Source organism: Solwaraspora sp. WMMB762 (assembly GCF_049179115.1).
In the GTDB taxonomy this organism is placed as follows: Bacteria; Actinomycetota; Actinomycetes; order Mycobacteriales; family Micromonosporaceae; genus Micromonospora_E.
The window spans coordinates 1095978-1112538 of record NZ_JBMHMD010000001.1; the positions used below are offsets into that span (position 1 = coordinate 1095978).

Sequence of the window (16561 nt, forward strand, 5' to 3'; positions counted from 1 at the left end):
AGTTCCGCAGGTCAGCCGAGCGGCCAAGATCCAAATTCGTTCGACGCCCCTCTTGACATCCCACAAGGTCGGGCGTAAACAAACCTGAAGCAAAACGAAACGGCGGTGAAACCACATGTACGCCGAGGAACGGCAGCAGGAGATCGTCCGGCTGGCCCGGGCCGACGGGCGGGTCGACGTGACCGCGCTCGCCGAGTCACTCAACGTGACCGCCGAGACGATCCGACGCGATCTCACCACCCTCGAGCGGGCCGGCGTGCTGCGTCGGGTGCACGGCGGTGCGATCCCGGTCGAACGGATCGGCTTCGAGCCCGCGCTCGCCACCCGGGACGCGGTGCTGACCACCGAGAAGGAACGGATCGCCAAGGCCGCGCTGGCCGAGCTGCCCCACGAGGGCGCGATCATCCTGGACGCCGGCACCACCACCGCCCGGCTGGCCGCGATCCTGCCGGCCGACCGGGAACTCACCGTCGTGATCAACTCGCCAGCGCTGGCCACCGTCCTCGGTGCCCGCAGCAACCTCAACGTCCTGCTGCTGGGCGGCCGGGTACGCGGTCGCACGATGGCCACCGTCGACGACTGGGCGCTTCGTCCGCTCGCCGACGTGTACGTCGACGTGGCCTTCATCGGCACCAACGGCTGTTCCGTCGAGCGTGGCCTGACCACACCGGACCCGGCCGAGGCGGCGGTCAAGCGGGCGATGATCGGCGCCGCCCGCCGGTCGGTCGTGCTGGCCGACCACACCAAGATCGGCAACGACTACCTGGCCCGGTTCGGCCGGCTCGCCGACATCGACACACTGATCACCGACAACGGCCTCAACGCGGACCTCGTCGCCGAGGTAGAAGCGGCCGGGCCACGGGTGGTACGGGCATGATCCTCACGCTCACCCTCAACCCCAGTCTGGACCGCGCCGTCGAGATCGACGACCTGGTCCGCGGCGAGGTCATCCGGGCTACCGGTGCCCGCCTGGACCCCGGCGGCAAAGGCGTCAACGTGTCCCGGGCGCTGCTCGCCAACGGCGTACCGTCGGTCGCCGTGCTGCCCTGCGGCGGCGACGAGGGCGGTCAACTCGTCCGGCTGCTGGCCGCCGAGGGGGTCGAGGTGGTCGCCGTGCCGATCGCCGGGCGGACCCGGTCCAACATCACCCTCGCCGAGCCGGACGGCACCGTCACCAAGGTCAACGAGCCCGGGCCGACCCTGAGCCGGGACGAGTTCGACGCGATCACCGCCCGGCTGCTGGACACCGCGCACCGGGCCGACTGGGTGGTGGTCTGCGGCAGTCTGCCACCGGGGCTGCCGGTGGACGGGTTCACCGCGCTGTGCCGGCAGTTGCTCGACGCCGGGCTCCGGCTCGCCGTCGACACCAGCGGCCCACCGCTGCGGGCCGCCGCCGAGGCCGGAGCCGATCTGGTCAAACCCAACCGGGAGGAGCTGGCCGAGGCCGTCGGGCGGCCGCTGGACGGCCTCGGCGACGTGGTCGACGCCGCCCGACAGGTCCGTGCCTGGGGTGCCGGCACGGTGCTGGCCAGCCTCGGGGCGCAGGGCGCCGTGCTGGTCGACGCCGACGGGGTGCGCACCGGCGACTCGCCGGTCGACCAGCCGCGCAGCACGGTCGGCGCCGGTGACGCGCTGCTCGCCGGTTTCCTCGCCGCCGGTGCCAGCGGGCCGGACGCCCTCGCCGAAGGGCTGGCCTGGGGGGCGGCGGCGGTCAGCCTGCCGGGCAGCCGGATGCCGGGGCCGGCCGACCTGCGCCGGCACACCGTACGACTGCACCCCCGACCGGATGACCTGCAACAACTCGTCACCCAAGGATGACCCGTCACCTCGATACCCCAGACCGATCGCCTACTCCCTACCCCCGCACATAGAAGGAGCAGCAGACCATGGCCACCGACTACACACCCCAGGTGCAGGGCACCGGGGTAAAGGCCACGATCCAGAGAATCGGCGGCTACCTCGCCGGCATGGTGATGCCCAACATCGGCGCGTTCATCGCCTGGGGTCTGATCACCGCGCTGTTCATCCCCACCGGATGGATCCCCAACGCGACCATGGCCGAACTGGTCGGGCCGATGATCTCGACGCTGCTGCCGATCCTGATCGGCTACACCGGCGGCCGGCTGGTGCACGGCCAGCGCGGCGCGGTGGTCGGCGCGGTCGCCACGGTCGGCATCATCGTCGGCGCCGACGTACCGATGTTCCTCGGTGCGATGATCATCGGCCCGCTGACCGCGTACCTGCTGAAGCTCTTCGACGGCCTGGTCGAGGACCGGATCCCGGCCGGCTTCGAGATGCTGATCAACAACTTCTCCGCCGGCATCATCGGCGGCGGCATGGCGCTGGTCGGCATCTGGGTGATCGGCCCGGTGGTGCAGGCCGTCACCGACGCCGCCGGCTCCGCGGTGGACTGGATGGTCGGCCACAGCCTGCTGCCGTTCGTGTCGATCCTGGTCGAGCCGGCCAAGGTGCTGTTCCTCAACAACGCGATCAACCACGGCGTGTTCGGCCCGCTCGGCGTGGCCGAGGCCGCCGAAGACGGCAAGTCCATCCTGTTCATGATCGAGTCGAACCCCGGGCCGGGCCTCGGCCTGCTGGTCGCCTTCCTGCTGTTCGGGCCCCGGCTGCTGCGGGCCAGCACCCCGGCCGCGATCATCATCCACTTCCTCGGCGGCATCCACGAGATCTACTTCCCGTACGTGCTGATGAAGCCGCGGCTGATCCTCGCCATGATCGCCGGCGGCGCGGCCGGTGTCTGGACCTTCATGGTCACCGGTGCCGGTCTGGTCGCCACCCCGTCACCGGGCAGCATCTTCGCCTACCTGGCGGTCACTCCCCGGGGCGGCTGGTTCCCGGTCCTGCTCGGCGTGATCATCTCAGCGGCGGTCTCCTTCGCGGTCGCCTCGGTGCTGCTCGGCTTCGGCCGCGGCGAGGGCAAGGAACCGGTCGAGGAGAACACCGGCCCGCAGGCCGCCACCATGGACACGCCCGCCGGTGCGCACGCGTACCACGCCACCCCGACCGCCGGTACCCACCGGCCGACCGCCACGGAGGTATGACGATGGCCACCATCGACGCCCAGAGCATCCGCAAGGTCGTCGTCGCCTGCGACGCCGGCATGGGCAGCAGCGTCATGCTCGCCAGCCAGCTGCGCAAGCAGCTCAAGAAGCAGCAGGTGACCGTCGAGCACACCCCGGTCAACTCCATTCCGGCCGACGCCGACGTCATCGTCTGCCACCAGGGGCTCGCCGACCGGGCCCGCGTCAGCGCACCCGGCAAGGTGGTCGTCCCGGTGCAGATCTTCCTCGGCGACCCGGCCGTCGCCCGGCTGGTGGCCGTGGTGCAGCAGGGCGGCCAACTCGATGGCTGAACCGCAATCGGACCCCGGCGCTCTGCTCGAGCGCCGGGCCGTCCGGCTGACCGAACAGGCCGGCGACCGGGTCGCCGCCGTGCGCCGATGCGGCGAGGTGCTGGTCGAGCTCGGTGCGGTCACCGAGGAGTACGTCGCCGCGATGCTGCAGCGCGAGCAGTCCATCTCCACCTACGTCGGGGAAGGTGTGGCGATCCCGCACGGCACCCTGGCCGGCAAGGAAGCGGTACGCCGCGACGCGCTCGCCGTGCTGCGCTTCCCCGACGGGGTGGACTGGGCCGGATCCCCGGTCACCGTCTGCGTGGCGATCGCGGCGCGCGGCGACGGCCACGTGGAGCTGCTCGCCGCCCTGGCCCAGATCCTGCTCGACCCGGAACAGGCCCGCGAGCTGCGTGAGGCCACCGAGATCGACGACGTGCTCCGGCTGCTCGCGCCGGTAGGAGAGGAGAGCTCCACATGAAGGTCGTCCGGTTCCACTCCCCCGGCGACGTCCGGATCGAGGAGGCACCGCAGCCGCAGCCCGGCCCCGGCGACGTGTTGATCCGCGTCCGGGCCTGTTCGACCTGTGGCACCGACGTCAAGATCCGCAACTACGGTCACCACCACATCGCCCCGCCCCGGGTGATGGGCCACGAGATCGCCGGCGAGGTCGTCGAGGTCGGCGCCGAGGTCGCCGGGTGGCAGGCCGGCGACCGGGTCCAGGTGATCGCGGCCATCCCGTGCGGCACCTGCGGCGAGTGCCGGCGCGGCCGGATGACGGTCTGCCCCAACCAGGAGTCGATGGGCTACCACTACGACGGTGGGTTCGCCGAGCACATGGTGGTCCCGGCCAAGGTGCTCGCCGTCGACGGGCTCAACCGCATCCCGGACGGGGTGAGCTACGCCGAGGCGTCGGTGGCCGAGCCGCTCGCCTGCGTACTCAACGGGCAGAACCTGGCCCGGGTCGGCCCAGGCGACGACGTCGTCATCATGGGCTCCGGCCCGATCGGCTGCCTGCACGTACGGCTGGCCCGCTCGCGCGGCGCCGCCCGGGTCTTCCTGGTTGACGTCAACCGTGAGCGGCTCGACCTGGCCGCCGCGCTGGTGCATCCCGACGCCACCGTCTGCGGTGCCGAAACCGACGTGATCGACGAGATCAAGAAGTTGACCGACGGACGCGGCGCCGACGTGGTGATCACCGCGACCGCCGCCGGTGTCGCCCAGGAACAGGCGTTGCAGATGACCGCCCGGCAGGGCCGGATCAGCTTCTTCGGCGGTCTACCCAAGGACAAGCCGGTCATCGCCTGCGACTCCAACCTGGTGCACTACCGGGAGCTGACCATCGTCGGCGCCAACGGCTCCAGCCCGTCGCACAACGCCGAGGCGCTCGCCCTGATCGCCAGCGGCGCGGTACCGGTCGCCGATCTGATCACCCACCGGCTGCCGTTGGACCGGGCCCTCGACGCCTTCGACGTGGTCGCCCGGGGCGAAGCCATCAAAGTCACCATCGAGCCCTGATCCAGGAACCAAACGAGCCCTGACCCAGGAATCCATCGAGCCCTGACTCCCACCAGGGACAAAGGAGGCAGCCATGCCTACCCGTACCGTCACCGTCGGCTCCGCCAGCGGCCTGCACGCCCGGCCCGCCGCGTTGTTCGTCGCCGCCGCCGCCACCGCGCCGGTGCCGGTGATGATCAGCACCGCCGGTCGGCCGGCGGTGCCGGCCCGCAGCATGCTCTCCGTGCTGTCCCTCGGCGCGAAGCAGGGCACCGAGGTGACCCTGGAAGCCGACGGTGACGGCGCCGACGCCGCGCTCGACGAGCTGGCCGCGTTGCTCGCCCGCGACCTCGACGCCGAGCCCGACGGCGACGGCGCCGGTGCCACGGCGGCCGGTCGTGGCTGAGCTGCAGACCGGGCTCGGCGTCAGCACCGGTCTGGCCGCCGGCCCGGTGCACCGGGTGGCCGAGGCGCCCCGGCTGCCCGCGCCGGTGCCGGTCGACGACCCGGCCGCCGAGGCGGACCGGGCGGTCGCCGCCCTGGTGGCGGTCGCCACCGAACTCGGTCGGCGGGCCGGCACCGCGACCGACCCGACGGCGGCGGAGATCCTGCGGGCGCAGGTGATGATGGCCGAGGACCCGGTGCTGCACGAGGCGGCACGGGCCCGCGTGGCCGCCGGTGCCGACGCACCGCACGCCATCGACGCCGCGCTCGCCGAGCACCGGGCGGCGTTCGCGGCCGCCGGCGGGTACCTCGCCGAACGGGTCGCCGACCTGGACGACCTGCGCGACCGGGCGGTCGCGGTCTGCCTGGGCGAACCGATGCCCGGCGTGCCCGACCCGGGCGTGCCGTTCATCCTCAGCGCCCGGGATCTGGCCCCGGCCGACACCGCCGGGCTCGACCCGACCCGGGTGCTCGCCCTGGTCACGGCGGCCGGCGGGCCGACCAGCCACACCACCATCGTGGCCCGGGCGCTCGGGTTGCCGGCGGTCGTGCGGTGCCCGGGCATTCTCGACGTGCCGGACGGCACGCTGGTCACCGTGGACGGCACCACCGGCGACGTCACGACAGGGGTCGACGACGACACCGTCGCCGAGACCCGTCGGCGGGAACAGCACCGCCGGGCGGAACTGGCGGCGACCAGCGGGCCGGGACGCACCGCCGACGGACATCCGGTGACCCTGCTGGCCAACGTCGGCTCCGCCGCCGACCTCGTCGACGACGTGGAAGGCGTCGGCCTGTTCCGCACCGAACTGCTCTACCTGGACCGCGCCGAGCCGCCCGGTCACGACGAGCAGGTCACCGCGTACGCGAAGGTGTTCACCGCCGCCGGTGACCGCAAGGTGGTGCTGCGGACCCTGGACGCCGGCGCGGACAAACCGTTGCCGTTCCTGCACGCCGGCGAAGAGCCGAACCCGGCGCTCGGCGTACGCGGGCTGCGGACCGCCCGGCGCCGCCCCGAGGTGCTGCGCACCCAGCTCGACGCGATCGCACAGGCCGCTGGGGCCACCGGCACCGAGGTGTGGGTGATGGCACCGATGGTGACCACGCCGGCGGAGGCGGCCGAGTTCGCCGAGCTGGCCCGCGCGGTCGGGCTACCCACGGTGGGCGTGATGGTGGAGGTGCCGGCCGCCGCGCTGCGGGCCGAGGCGCTGCTACGGCACGTCGACTTCCTCAGCATCGGCACCAACGACCTGAGCCAGTACGCCTTCGCCGCCGACCGGCTCTGCGGCGACCTGGCCGACCTGCTCGACCCGTGGCAGCCGGTCCTGCTGGAGCTGATCGCCGCCTGCGCGCAGGCCGGTGCGGCCGCCGGCAAACCGGTCGGGGTCTGCGGTGAAGCGGCCGCGGACCCGGCCCTGGCCGTGGTGCTGACCGGGCTCGGGGTGTCCAGCCTGTCGATGTCGGCCCGGTCGGTGCCGGCGGTGCGGGCCGCGCTCGCCGCGCACACCCTGGAGGACTGTCAGCGGCTGGCCCGGGCCGCGCTGGCCGCGCCGGACGCGCCGGCCGCCCGCGCGGCGGCCTCGGTCGGCCCGGCCGCCGGCTGACCCGGTCGCCGCGCGGGCTCGGTCAGCCGGCGAGCAGCAGCCAGGTGAACGGCTGAACCGTGCCACCGGGCGTATGGTGCTCCTCCCGGTGTGCCTGGCACACCCGCAGCCAGGGGAACTGCGCGGCGAGTCCGGCGGGGGTGTACCGGGCGGTTGGCAGACCGGAACAGTGGGTGGGTCCGTCGTCGGCGAATGTGCCGACGACGGCGTACCCGCCCGGTCCGAGCGAACGGCGCAACGTCGCCCGGTACCGTTCCCGGTCCGCCTCCTCGGTGAGGAAATGGAACACGGCCCGGTCGTGCCACACCCGGTAGGTGCGCGCCGGTTCCCAGTCCAGTACGTCGGCGACCACCCAGTGCACCGCCGACGCGTCGGGCCCGAGCCCGCGCCGCGCGGTGGCCAGCGCGTTTCCGGACAGGTCCAGCACGGTCACATCCTGGTGTCCGGCCTGCCACAGCTGGGTGGCGAGGGCCGACGCGCCGCCACCCACGTCGATAACCGCGCCGCCGGTGCCGTCCAGCGCCGCCGCGATCAACTGCATCGACAGCCGCGGCTCGTCCTGGTACCAGCTGACCTCGGTGATCTCCTTCGTGCCGTACACGCCCTCCCAGTGGGTTTGCCTGTCCGCCATCAGACCAGCCTGCCACACCCGTCCGGCACCGGATCGACGGAGCCGTACGGCACGTCGGGGCGGCAGCGGCGCAGCCGGGCGGCGGCCAGCCGGCCGCCGATACCGAGGCCGTGGGTGCGCACCGCAGCCAGGCCGTACGCGCTGCAGGTGGGCGTGAACCGGCAGCGGCCCGGCCAGTACGGCGACAGCCAACGGCGGTAGCCACGGATGGCCGCCTCCCCCGCCCGGTCCAGCACGGGTGCCCGGGTGGCGGCCGCCGCCAGCGCGCCGACGGTCAACAGGGTCGAGAACAGTCCCAGGTCGCAACAGTCGCAGCCGTCCCAGCAGCCGTCGACGCTACGGGAGCGGGACCTGCGCTGCCGGCGGCGATTCTTTCGGGCGTTCGCCCGGTCCTTCAGGAACATGCTGTTGATCATCGACGACGCAGGCAACAGCGACGCGAGACGGTCGTCGTTGACGTGGCAGTGGACCGGCCGCAGGATCAGCTCATGAATCGGACGATCCTGGTCACCGGGGCCCGACGCGGCATCGGCGCGGCCCTCGCGACCGGTCTCGCCGCGCCGGGGACGACCCTGGTGCTGCACCACCTGGCCGCCGCCGACGAGGCGGAGGCCGTCGCCGGACGGTGCCGGGCGGCCGGCGCGCACGCCTGGATCGTCGAGGCGGACCTGTCGGTCCCCGCCGAGGTGCTGGCCCTGGCCGAGGCGGCCGGGCCGGTCGACGTACTGGTCAACAACGCGGCACGGGCGTCCAACGTCTGGATCGACGAGTTGCCGCTGGCCGAATGGGAGGCGACGTTCGCGGTCAACGTCACCGCCCCGATGCTGCTCAGCCAGGCGTTAGCGGCGGGGATGCGGGACCGTGGCGGCGGCCGGATCATCAACGTCACCTCGGCCACGGTCCGCCTGGGCGGCCCGTCCGGGCCGTCGTACGTGTCGAGCAAGGCGGCGCTGGTCGGTCTCACCCGTTCGCTGGCCCGCGCGTTCGGGCCCGACGGCACGACGGTCAACGCGATCTCGCCGGGTGCGATCCGTACCGAGGGCGAACGGGAACTCGCCGGGAACGCCCCGGTCGACGAGGCCGCGGTCGACGCCGCGATCCTGCACCGGCAGGCGGTGCAGCGCCGACTCGACCCTGACGACATCGTCTCCACCGTCCGCTTCCTGGCCAGCCCCGACTCCGGTGCGGTCACCGGTCAGGTGATCGAGGTCGGCGGCGGGCTGGTACACCGCTGACCCGGCGGGTACGGGCGTTCATCCGCTGGTCAGCGTCCCTCGACGGTGCTGTTCACCTGTGCCGGCGATGCTGCGGCTCGTCTGATTCCCGCAGCGTGGAGGCATCGTGTCCAGACCGATCTGGCAGTTCACCGCGATCCTCGCGGTCCTGACCCTACTGATGGGCGCGGCGGCGCCGTCCGGGGCGAGCGCCGGCACCGGCGCCGACCCGGTCCTGCTCACCGAACCGTTCCTGCAGTCCCCGGCGAAGAACTCCGTCCGGGTCGTCTGGTTGACCGAGTTCGCCGGTCGGCACCACGTCGTGGTGGTCGGCCACCGGGCCGGCGAGCTCAACCGGGCCGAGCTGCGGGCCGCCGCCACCGGCGGCAAGATCCGGGGGGTACGGGTGTTCCGGGCCCGGACCGGCGAGTTGTCCCGGGTAGCGGAGGACGCCGGCTCGCAGATCCCGGACCCGCCGGCGCAGATCACCCGCCGGCACATCTGGCGGCACGAGGCGACGGTACGCGGGCTCGGCGTGGGCAGCCGGACACCGTACCGGGTGGTGTCGATCGACCGTGGGGCGATGGTCGCCTCCGACACATACACCCTGGCGCCGGCAGCCGCCCCCGGCCAGGCGCAGCAGATCCTGCTGACCAGCGACCACCAGTCGATGCCGAACACCCCGGCGAACCTGCAGAAGGCGATCGAGACCGTCGGCCGGATCGACGCGGTGTTCCTCGCCGGCGACCTGGTGAACGTCCCGGACCGGGCCTCGGAGTGGTTCGACGACCAGCGCGGCGGGGCGTTCTTCCCGGCGCTGCAGGGGCGGGCGTCGCGTACCGTGAACGGGGTCACCTGGACCGGCGGTGAGATCCTGCAGAACGCACCGATCTTCCCGGCGATCGGCAACCATGAGGTGCAGGGCCGTAGTGGGCTGCCGACGCTGAACGAGTCGTTCAACGCGCCGGTGCCGCGTGAGGTGGCCGAGGCGGCGTACCGCAAGGTCGCCCGGCAGGTGAACCCACGGAACAACCGCAAGATCAAGGAACGCTGGATCCTGGAGAACTCGTTCAACACCGAGACGTACGAGGAGATCTTCTCCCTGCCGACCAGCGGACCCGGCGGGGAGCGCTGGTACGCGACCACCGTCGGTGACGTCCGGTTGATCTCGCTGTACGCCACCCGGATCTGGCGGGGCACCGGCATCGCCGCCGACCCGGCGAACTGGCAGCGGACCCGGTACACCGAGGCTCCGGCGACCACTGACGACCTGCTCGCCCAGGGCTGGGGTTCGCACATCTTCGAGGAGATCGGCGTCGGGAGCCGGCAGTACCGGTGGTTGCAGCGTGAGGTGGCCAGCCGACAGTTCCGGGACGCGAAGTACACGGTGGTGATGCTGCACGAGGGCCCGCACGGGCTGGGCGACAACGTCAACCCGCCGTTCACCGACCCGGTACGCACCGTGCAGACCGACGCGGCCGGCAACACCCTGGTCCGGTACGACTACCCGCGGGCGGACAACGTGCTGACCCGCGACGTCGCCCCGCTGCTGGAGTCCGCCGGGGTGAACTTGGTGCTCAACGGCCACTCGCACCTGTGGAACCGGTTCACCGCGGAATCCGGCACCCACTACCTGGAGACCTCCAACGTGGGCAACTCGTACGGCGCGTTCCACCCGCTGTCGGGTCGGTCCCGGCCGGTCCCGCCGGCACCGTGGAACCCGGACAACTACCTGGTCCAGGGCAACCCGGGCGGGCTGGAGCCGCAGGTGCCGACGGTCGCGCCGCTGACCGACCCGGCCGGTACGCCGTTGCCGTTCGTGCAGAGCAACGACTACTCGGTGTTCAGCGTCCTGGACACCGGCACCGGCGAGGTGACCAGTTACCGCTACGACATGCGTACCCCGGATGTCGCGCCGGTCGTGCTGGACCGGTTCCCGCTCGGCGGCTGACAGCGGCGGTCCCGCCACCGGCCGGGCCGGTGGCGGGACCGCAGGTCGTCGGTTCAGTTGCCGGCCCACACGTAGGACCTGCCGGCGGTGGAGGCGTCGGTGGCCGTCGCGGCGGCTCGGGCGAACAACTGGTCGACCCGGGCCGCCTCGGCGGCGCTCGGGTAGGCGTTGCGGCAGGACACCGGCGCACTGCTGCCGGACATCAGGTCGGAGCAGAGGCCGGTACGCCGGTCCGGCAGCCCGAGGATGTGTCCCCACTCGTGAGTGGCGATCCGGGTCCGGTCGTAGCCCTGGTCCACCGCCTGGGTACCCATGTAGATGCGGCCGGCGCCCAGCCGGGTCACGTACGCCCGGGGCCAGCCGCTGTCGACGTAGATGACGACCGACGCCGGGCTGCCGGGCTGCAACCGGACGTTGTCCACGCTGCTGTTCCAGATCTGCGCGGCCTGGGCGAAGTTGGTCGCGAACTGGCCGGCCCGGCTGGCGTCGTAGTAGATCGTGGTCACCGCGGCTGAGGCCGGCGCGGTGGCCACGACCTGGACACCGATCAGCGACAGGATGGCGGTGACCGTCGCGAGGATCGCCCGGACGGTGCGTTGTCTCGGCATGGCATGGCTCCTTGGGAACGGGCCGCGATACCGACTGGTATCGACCGGTATCGCTCACCGTAGGCCACTTTGATCGACGTACACCTATCCCGTTTCGCTCATAGCGCGGTACGCCGGTCGAGCCTCGCGGCACACCCGGGAGCCGGGCCCGACGTGACGACTCGCACAGCACGGACCCCCGGCAGCCGACCACTGCTTGAAGAAGTCTTCAATTGTTCATATGACAGTACCGCTGTACCAGAAGAAGGCCGAGTTCTTCCGGATGCTCGGCCACCCGGTGCGGATCCGGGTGCTCGAGCTGCTCGGCGAGCGCCCCCGCCAGGTGCGCGAACTACTCGCCGAGATCGACGTCGAGGCGTCGAACCTGTCCCAACAGCTCGCGGTGCTACGCCGGGCCGGGATCGTGGTCTCCAGCCGGGACGGCTCCGCGGTCACCTACGCCCTGGCCGGGCCGGACGTGGCGGACCTGATGCGCGCCGCCCGGCGGATCCTCACCGAGATGCTGGTCGACCAGACCGAACTGCTCGCAGCGCTGCGTCAGGCGTCCCCCGGCACCACCTCGGGTCGCCGGTGAACACCACGGCCGTACGCCGCCTGCTGCCGCAGGCCGCCGACTGGCGGGCGGTCCGCCGGCAACCGGGCCGGGACCTGCTCGCCGGACTCACCGTGGCGGTCGTCGCCCTCCCACTCGCCCTCGGCTTCGGTGTCGCCTCCGGGTTGGGCGCCGCCGCCGGGCTGGTCACCGCGGTCGTCGCCGGTGCCCTCGCGGCGGTCTTCGGCGGGTCGAACCTGCAGGTCTCCGGACCCACCGGGGCCATGACGGTGGTGCTGGTGCCGATCGTGGCCCAGTTCGGTCCGGGCGGGGTGCTCACCGTCGGGCTGCTGGCCGGGGTGATCCTGATCCTGCTGGCACTGGTCCGGGCGGGTCAGGTCGCCCGGTACATGCCGGCCCCGGTGATCGAGGGCTTCACCGCCGGCATCGCCGGGGTGATCCTGCTGCAGCAGATCCCGACGGCGCTCGGCGTGGACGTCCACGGCGAGCGGGTGCTGCCGCTGGCCGGGCAGGCGGTGGCGGCGTTCGTCCGGCAGCCGCAGTGGCCGTCGCTGCTGATCGCCCTCGCCGTCGCCGCCGCGATGCTGACCGGGGCGCGGTGGCGGCCAACTGTGCCGTTCTCGCTGCTCGCGGTCGCCGCAGCGACCGTCACGACGATGCTGTCCGGATTGCCGGTGCCGACCATCGGCGCACTGCCGGCCACCCTGCCGGCACCGTCGCTGGCGTTTCTGGACCTGGCGGCGGTGCCGGCGCTGGCGACCGCGGCGATCGCGGTCGCCGCCCTGGCCGCGTTGGAGAGCCTGCTGTCGGCCACGGTGGCGGACGGCATGTCGGTCGGGCAGCGGCACGACCCGGACCGGGAGCTGTTCGGCCAGGGCGTGGCCAACCTGGTGACGCCGCTGTTCGGCGGGGTGCCGGCCACGGCGGCGATCGCCCGGACGGCGGTCAACGTCCGGGCCGGCGCCGCCTCCCGACTGGCCGCGCTGTCCCACGCGCTGATCCTCGCGCTGCTCATGGTCGCGGCGGCCCCGCTGGTCAGCCATATCCCGCTGGCCGCGCTGGCCGGGGTGCTGATCGCCACCGCCATCCGGATGGTCGAGGTGAGCGCGCTGGCCGCGCTGGCCCGCGCCTCGCGATCCGACGGGCTGGTGATGGCGCTCACCGCGGCGACCACCGTACTGCTGGACCTGGTCACCGCGGTGCTGGTGGGCCTGGTCGTGGCCGGCGGGCTGGCGCTGCGCAGGATCGCCCAGGCGGTACGGCTGGACCGGGTGCCGCTGGACACCGGCGACCACCACGCCGAGGAGCAGGCGCTACTGGCCGAGCACATCGTCGCGTACCGGCTGGACGGGCCGTTGTTCTTCGCCGCCGCGCACCGGTTCCTGCTGGAGCTTTCCGAGGTCGCCGACGTCCGGGTGGTGATCCTGCGGATGTCCCGCGTGTCCACCATCGACGCCTCCGGCGCGTTGGTGCTGCGCGACGTGGTGCAGCGGCTGGAGCGGCGGGGCATCACCGTCTACCTGTCCGGGATCCGGGACGGACACCACAAGGCGCTCACCGCGTACGGGCTGCTGCCCCGGCTGAGCGGACTCGACCGGATCTTCCGCGACACGCCGGAGGCGATCGCCGCCGCCCGAGCCGTCCTCGGCCAACTGCACAGCACCCGCGACGACGGCGTCACCCCTTGAGGCCGGTGTGCGCCAGGCCCTCGATGAACTGCCGTTGGGCGATGACGAAGACGATCAGCACCGGGATCGCGGTCAGCGACGCCGCCGACAGCTGCACGTTCCACATCGGCCCGCCGTACGCGTCGACGAACTGGGTCAACGCCTGCGGCAGGGTGAACTTCTCCGGGGTGGACAGGAAGACGATCGGCTCCAGGTAGAGGTTCCAGCTGTGCAGGAAGGTGAAGATCGCCACCGCGCCCAGCGCCGGGCGGGCCAGCGGCAGCGCGATCCGCCAGAAGGTGGCGAACCGGCCGAGCCCGTCGACCCGGGCCGCCTCCTCCAGCTCCCCGGGCAGGGCCAGGAAGAACTGCCGCATGATGAAGGTGGCCAGCACACTCGGCGCACCGAAGATCGGCACCAGGATCAGCGGCCAGTGGGTGTCGATCAGGCCCAGTTGGTTGAACATCTGGAACAGCGGGACGATCGTCACCTCGCTGGGGATCAGCAGGCCGAGCAGAACCAGCAGGAACAGCCCGTTCTGGCCCCGGAACCGGATCCGGGCGAAGGCGTAGCCGGCCAGTGACGACACCGCCAGGGTGCCGACGGTGACCACGGCGGCGATGTACGCGCTGTTCCAGTACTGCTGGGCGAACGGCTGCAGGGTGAACACGTCACGGTAGGCGGCGAAGCTGACATCGGTCGGCCACAGCGCCGGCGGGAAGGCGAAGATCTGGCTCACCGGCTTCACCGACGAGGTGACCATCCACCAGGTCGGGAAGACGAACGGCACGGCCAGCACCAGCAGTACGCCGTACAGGGCGAGCTTCGCCCGTGGCGAGAGGCTACTGCTCATGGAACACCCATCTCCTACGCATCTGCCACTGCACCACGGTCAACGCCAGCACGATGCCGAACAGCAGCACCGACAGGGTGGCCCCGTAGCCGAAGTGATGGAACTGGAACGCCTGCTGGTACAGGTAGTAGACGAGCACCGTGGTCGAGTTGCCCGGCCCGCCCTGGGTGAGCACGGCGATCTGCGCGAACACCTGCAACGAGCCGACCACCGTGATGATCGAGGTGAGCAGGATGGTCGGGCTGATCAGCGGTACGGTGATCCGCCGGAACCGGGTCCACCGGCTGGCCCCGTCGACCCGGGCGGCCTCGTACAGTTCGCCCGGCACGCCCTGCAGCGCGGCCAGGAACAGCACCATGTTGAGTCCGACGTTCTTGACCACCTGCACCACGATCACCGAGATCATCGCGGTGGCCTCGCCACGCAGCCAGTTCGGACCGTCGGCGCCGACCGTGTCGAGCACACCGTTGACGCCGCCGTTGTCCTGCAGCAGGAACCGCCAGACGATGGTCCAGGCGACCAGTGACACCACCACCGGCGAGAAGAACAGCGTCCGGAACACGACGGTGCCGCGCAGTTTCTGGTTGAGCAGCACCGCCAGCAGCAGCGCCAGGCTCAGGTTGACCAGCACCAGGCCGACCGAGAACAGCACGGTGGCCCGTAGCACGCCGGGCAGGCCGGGGTCGGCGGCGAGTTGCCGGTAGTTGTCCGTGCCGGTGAACTCGAAGGTACCGGCCAGCACGTTCCACTCGTGCAGGCTGTACCAGCCGACCAGGCCCAACGGCACCAGCACGAACAGCGCGGTGCCGATCAGCTGCGGGGTGACGAACAGGTAGCCGGCCGCCTGGTCCCGACGCCGGGTGGTCCACCAGGCGGGCCGGGCCACCGCCGTCGACCGGGCCGGCATCACCCGGCCAGCAACGGTTCGATCGCCGTGCAGACCCCGGCGAGGACGTCGGCCACGTTCGCGTCGGCCTGCCACATCGGGTCGAGCGCGGAGCGGACCGCCTGGTTGATCTCGGCGCTGTCGGTGTGGCTGGGCTTGACCACGCCGTCCGCGATGCCGTCGATGACGACCTGCTGCAGCTGCTGCGGGGTGAGCAGCGGGTTGGTCTGCGCCAGGGTGTCGGCGGTCAGCAGCGACTGCCGGGGCGGCGGGAAGAACTGCGCCAACTTGGCCGAGTTCTCCGGGTTGGTCAGGAAGCCCAGGAAGTCGGCGGCGATCTCAGGGTGGGGCCCGCGTTGCAGCGCCGCGACCCCGGCCTGGCCGATCACCGCGTACTCGCCGGCCGGGCCGGCGGGCAACGGCAGCAGATCCCAGTCGAATCCGTCGTCCTCGAGCAGCGACGCGCGGGAGATCTGGGTGACGGTCAGCGCGGCCTCCCCGGCGAAGAAGTCCGCGCTGGTGCCCGGTCCGGGCAGCGCGCCGGCGGTGAAGATCGCCTCGTGCAGGAAGGTCATCGCGTCGACCATCGCCGGGTCGGTGAAGCCACAATCGCGCCCGTCGTCGCTCCAGGCCTCGGCACCCCAGCCGGTCCACAGCGTCGACAGGTTGTCCCAGCCCTGGTAGTCGAAGTCCCGGATGACCAGGCCGGCCCGGTCGGTGGCCGAGTGGACCGCTGCGGCGGTGTCGATCGCGTTGGCCCAGGTCCACTCCCCCGCCGCGAGCTGCGCGGCCGGGTCGGGCCGGCCGGCCTCGGCGATCAGGTCGCGGTTGACGAACACCCCGAACGGCGACGTCGAGAACGGGTACGCGTACAGGGTGTCCCCGTCGCGCCACAGCGCGGTGGCCGAGTCGACCAGGTCGTCGGCGTCGGTGACCACGTCGTCGAGCGGGGCGAGCGCGCCGGAGGTGACGAAGTCCGGTGCCGAGCTTTCGAAGATCCAGGCCAGGTCCGGCGGGTTCCCGCCGGCGATCTGCGTGGTCAGCGTGGTGGTGTAGCTCTCGAACGGCAGCGGGTCGAAACTGATCTCGGCGACGTCGGGATGGTCGGCCAGGTAGGCGTCGGCGATCTCGTCGAACAACGCGAGGTGCGCCTCGTTGGCCGACCAGATCGTCATCCGCAGCGACACCGGCCCGTCGGAGCTGTCGGTGTCACCGCCACCGCAGGCGGCGACGCCGAGCAGGCTGACCGCCAGGGCCGCGGTCGCTATCCGGTTCCTCATGTCGTGGGGTCCTTCCTCAGGTGA

Annotated in this window: 18 protein-coding genes; 12 read left to right on the forward strand and 6 right to left on the reverse strand. The window is 72.1% G+C overall.

What is annotated here, in order from left to right; genetic code table 11:
- Nucleotides 1-115: 115 nt before the first annotated feature.
- The 8 genes from ACN27J_RS05200 to ptsP all read left to right on the forward strand — a co-directional run bounded on the left by ACN27J_RS05200 (nt 116) and on the right by ptsP (nt 6894).
- Complete coding sequence (locus tag ACN27J_RS05200; RefSeq protein WP_278169287.1) at nt 116-877, forward strand: DeoR/GlpR family DNA-binding transcription regulator; 762 nt, start codon at nt 116-118, stop codon at nt 875-877.
- Entirely contained in the window at nt 874-1818 is a 945-nt protein-coding gene (pfkB, locus tag ACN27J_RS05205) for a 1-phosphofructokinase (RefSeq protein WP_421364092.1), read from the forward strand. Before ACN27J_RS05200 ends, pfkB begins: the two co-directional genes overlap by 4 nt.
- A gap of 68 nt (nt 1819-1886) precedes the next feature.
- The gene (gene mtlA / locus ACN27J_RS05210; protein WP_421364094.1) at nt 1887-3059 is read left to right on the forward strand and encodes a mannitol-specific PTS transporter subunit IIC; all 1173 of its coding nucleotides are present in this window, start codon (nt 1887-1889) and stop codon (nt 3057-3059) included.
- Between the two features lie 2 nt (nt 3060-3061).
- Nucleotides 3062-3370 carry a PTS lactose transporter subunit IIB gene (locus ACN27J_RS05215; protein WP_123601681.1) on the forward strand — a complete coding sequence of 103 codons (309 nt, stop codon included), beginning with the start codon at nt 3062-3064 and terminating at the stop codon, nt 3368-3370.
- A complete protein-coding gene (locus tag ACN27J_RS05220; protein ID WP_421364096.1) occupies nt 3363-3830 on the forward strand; it encodes a PTS sugar transporter subunit IIA in 468 nt (155 codons plus the stop codon). Before ACN27J_RS05215 ends, ACN27J_RS05220 begins: the two co-directional genes overlap by 8 nt.
- Nucleotides 3827-4867 (forward strand): zinc-dependent dehydrogenase, encoded by a 1041-nt coding sequence (locus ACN27J_RS05225; protein WP_421364098.1) that lies wholly within the window; start codon nt 3827-3829, stop codon nt 4865-4867. Before ACN27J_RS05220 ends, ACN27J_RS05225 begins: the two co-directional genes overlap by 4 nt.
- Nucleotides 4868-4940: 73 nt before the next feature.
- Nucleotides 4941-5252, forward strand: coding sequence for an HPr family phosphocarrier protein (locus tag ACN27J_RS05230; RefSeq protein WP_421364100.1), 312 nt, complete (start codon nt 4941-4943; stop codon nt 5250-5252).
- Nucleotides 5245-6894 (forward strand): phosphoenolpyruvate--protein phosphotransferase, encoded by a 1650-nt coding sequence (gene ptsP, locus ACN27J_RS05235; protein ID WP_421364101.1) that lies wholly within the window; start codon nt 5245-5247, stop codon nt 6892-6894. Before ACN27J_RS05230 ends, ptsP begins: the two co-directional genes overlap by 8 nt.
- A 22-nt stretch (nt 6895-6916) precedes the next feature.
- Here ptsP and ACN27J_RS05240 read toward each other — a convergent pair whose 3' ends face one another.
- Both ACN27J_RS05240 and yidD read right to left on the reverse strand, forming a co-directional pair.
- Nucleotides 6917-7525 carry a class I SAM-dependent methyltransferase gene (locus ACN27J_RS05240; protein ID WP_421364103.1) on the reverse strand — a complete coding sequence of 203 codons (609 nt, stop codon included), beginning with the start codon at nt 7523-7525 and terminating at the stop codon, nt 6917-6919.
- Nucleotides 7525-7929, reverse strand: a complete 405-nt coding sequence (gene yidD / locus ACN27J_RS05245) for a membrane protein insertion efficiency factor YidD (RefSeq protein ID WP_421364105.1) — start codon at nt 7927-7929, stop codon at nt 7525-7527. Before yidD ends, ACN27J_RS05240 begins: the two co-directional genes overlap by 1 nt.
- 84 nt (nt 7930-8013) lie before the next feature.
- Here yidD and ACN27J_RS05250 point away from each other — a divergent pair, with 84 nt between their 5' ends.
- Both ACN27J_RS05250 and ACN27J_RS05255 read left to right on the forward strand, forming a co-directional pair.
- The gene (locus ACN27J_RS05250) at nt 8014-8760 is read left to right on the forward strand and encodes an SDR family NAD(P)-dependent oxidoreductase (protein ID WP_421364107.1); all 747 of its coding nucleotides are present in this window, start codon (nt 8014-8016) and stop codon (nt 8758-8760) included.
- Nucleotides 8761-8866: 106 nt separating this feature from the next.
- A complete protein-coding gene (locus ACN27J_RS05255) occupies nt 8867-10690 on the forward strand; it encodes a metallophosphoesterase family protein (protein ID WP_421364108.1) in 1824 nt (607 codons plus the stop codon).
- A 53-nt stretch (nt 10691-10743) separates the two neighbouring features.
- Here ACN27J_RS05255 and ACN27J_RS05260 read toward each other — a convergent pair whose 3' ends face one another.
- Nucleotides 10744-11298, reverse strand: a complete 555-nt coding sequence (locus ACN27J_RS05260) for a snapalysin family zinc-dependent metalloprotease (protein ID WP_421364110.1) — start codon at nt 11296-11298, stop codon at nt 10744-10746.
- Between the two features lie 220 nt (nt 11299-11518).
- Between ACN27J_RS05260 and ACN27J_RS05265 the strand changes: the two genes are divergently transcribed.
- Together ACN27J_RS05265 and ACN27J_RS05270 are read left to right on the forward strand one after the other, a co-directional pair.
- A complete protein-coding gene (locus tag ACN27J_RS05265; protein ID WP_421364112.1) occupies nt 11519-11872 on the forward strand; it encodes an ArsR/SmtB family transcription factor in 354 nt (117 codons plus the stop codon).
- The gene (locus ACN27J_RS05270; RefSeq protein ID WP_421364114.1) at nt 11869-13539 is read left to right on the forward strand and encodes a SulP family inorganic anion transporter; all 1671 of its coding nucleotides are present in this window, start codon (nt 11869-11871) and stop codon (nt 13537-13539) included. The genes ACN27J_RS05265 and ACN27J_RS05270 overlap by 4 nt, the downstream gene beginning before the upstream one ends.
- Here the strand turns inward: ACN27J_RS05270 and ACN27J_RS05275 are convergent.
- The 3 genes from ACN27J_RS05275 to ACN27J_RS05285 are packed head-to-tail and all read right to left on the reverse strand — an operon-like array spanning nt 13529 to nt 16537.
- The gene (locus ACN27J_RS05275) at nt 13529-14371 is read right to left on the reverse strand and encodes a carbohydrate ABC transporter permease (RefSeq protein WP_421364116.1); all 843 of its coding nucleotides are present in this window, start codon (nt 14369-14371) and stop codon (nt 13529-13531) included. The two genes, ACN27J_RS05270 and ACN27J_RS05275, sit on opposite strands and share 11 nt — an antisense overlap.
- Nucleotides 14361-15278 (reverse strand): carbohydrate ABC transporter permease, encoded by a 918-nt coding sequence (locus ACN27J_RS05280; RefSeq protein ID WP_421364118.1) that lies wholly within the window; start codon nt 15276-15278, stop codon nt 14361-14363. Before ACN27J_RS05280 ends, ACN27J_RS05275 begins: the two co-directional genes overlap by 11 nt.
- Nucleotides 15278-16537, reverse strand: a complete 1260-nt coding sequence (locus ACN27J_RS05285) for an ABC transporter substrate-binding protein (protein ID WP_421364120.1) — start codon at nt 16535-16537, stop codon at nt 15278-15280. Before ACN27J_RS05285 ends, ACN27J_RS05280 begins: the two co-directional genes overlap by 1 nt.
- Nucleotides 16538-16561 lie beyond the last annotated feature (24 nt).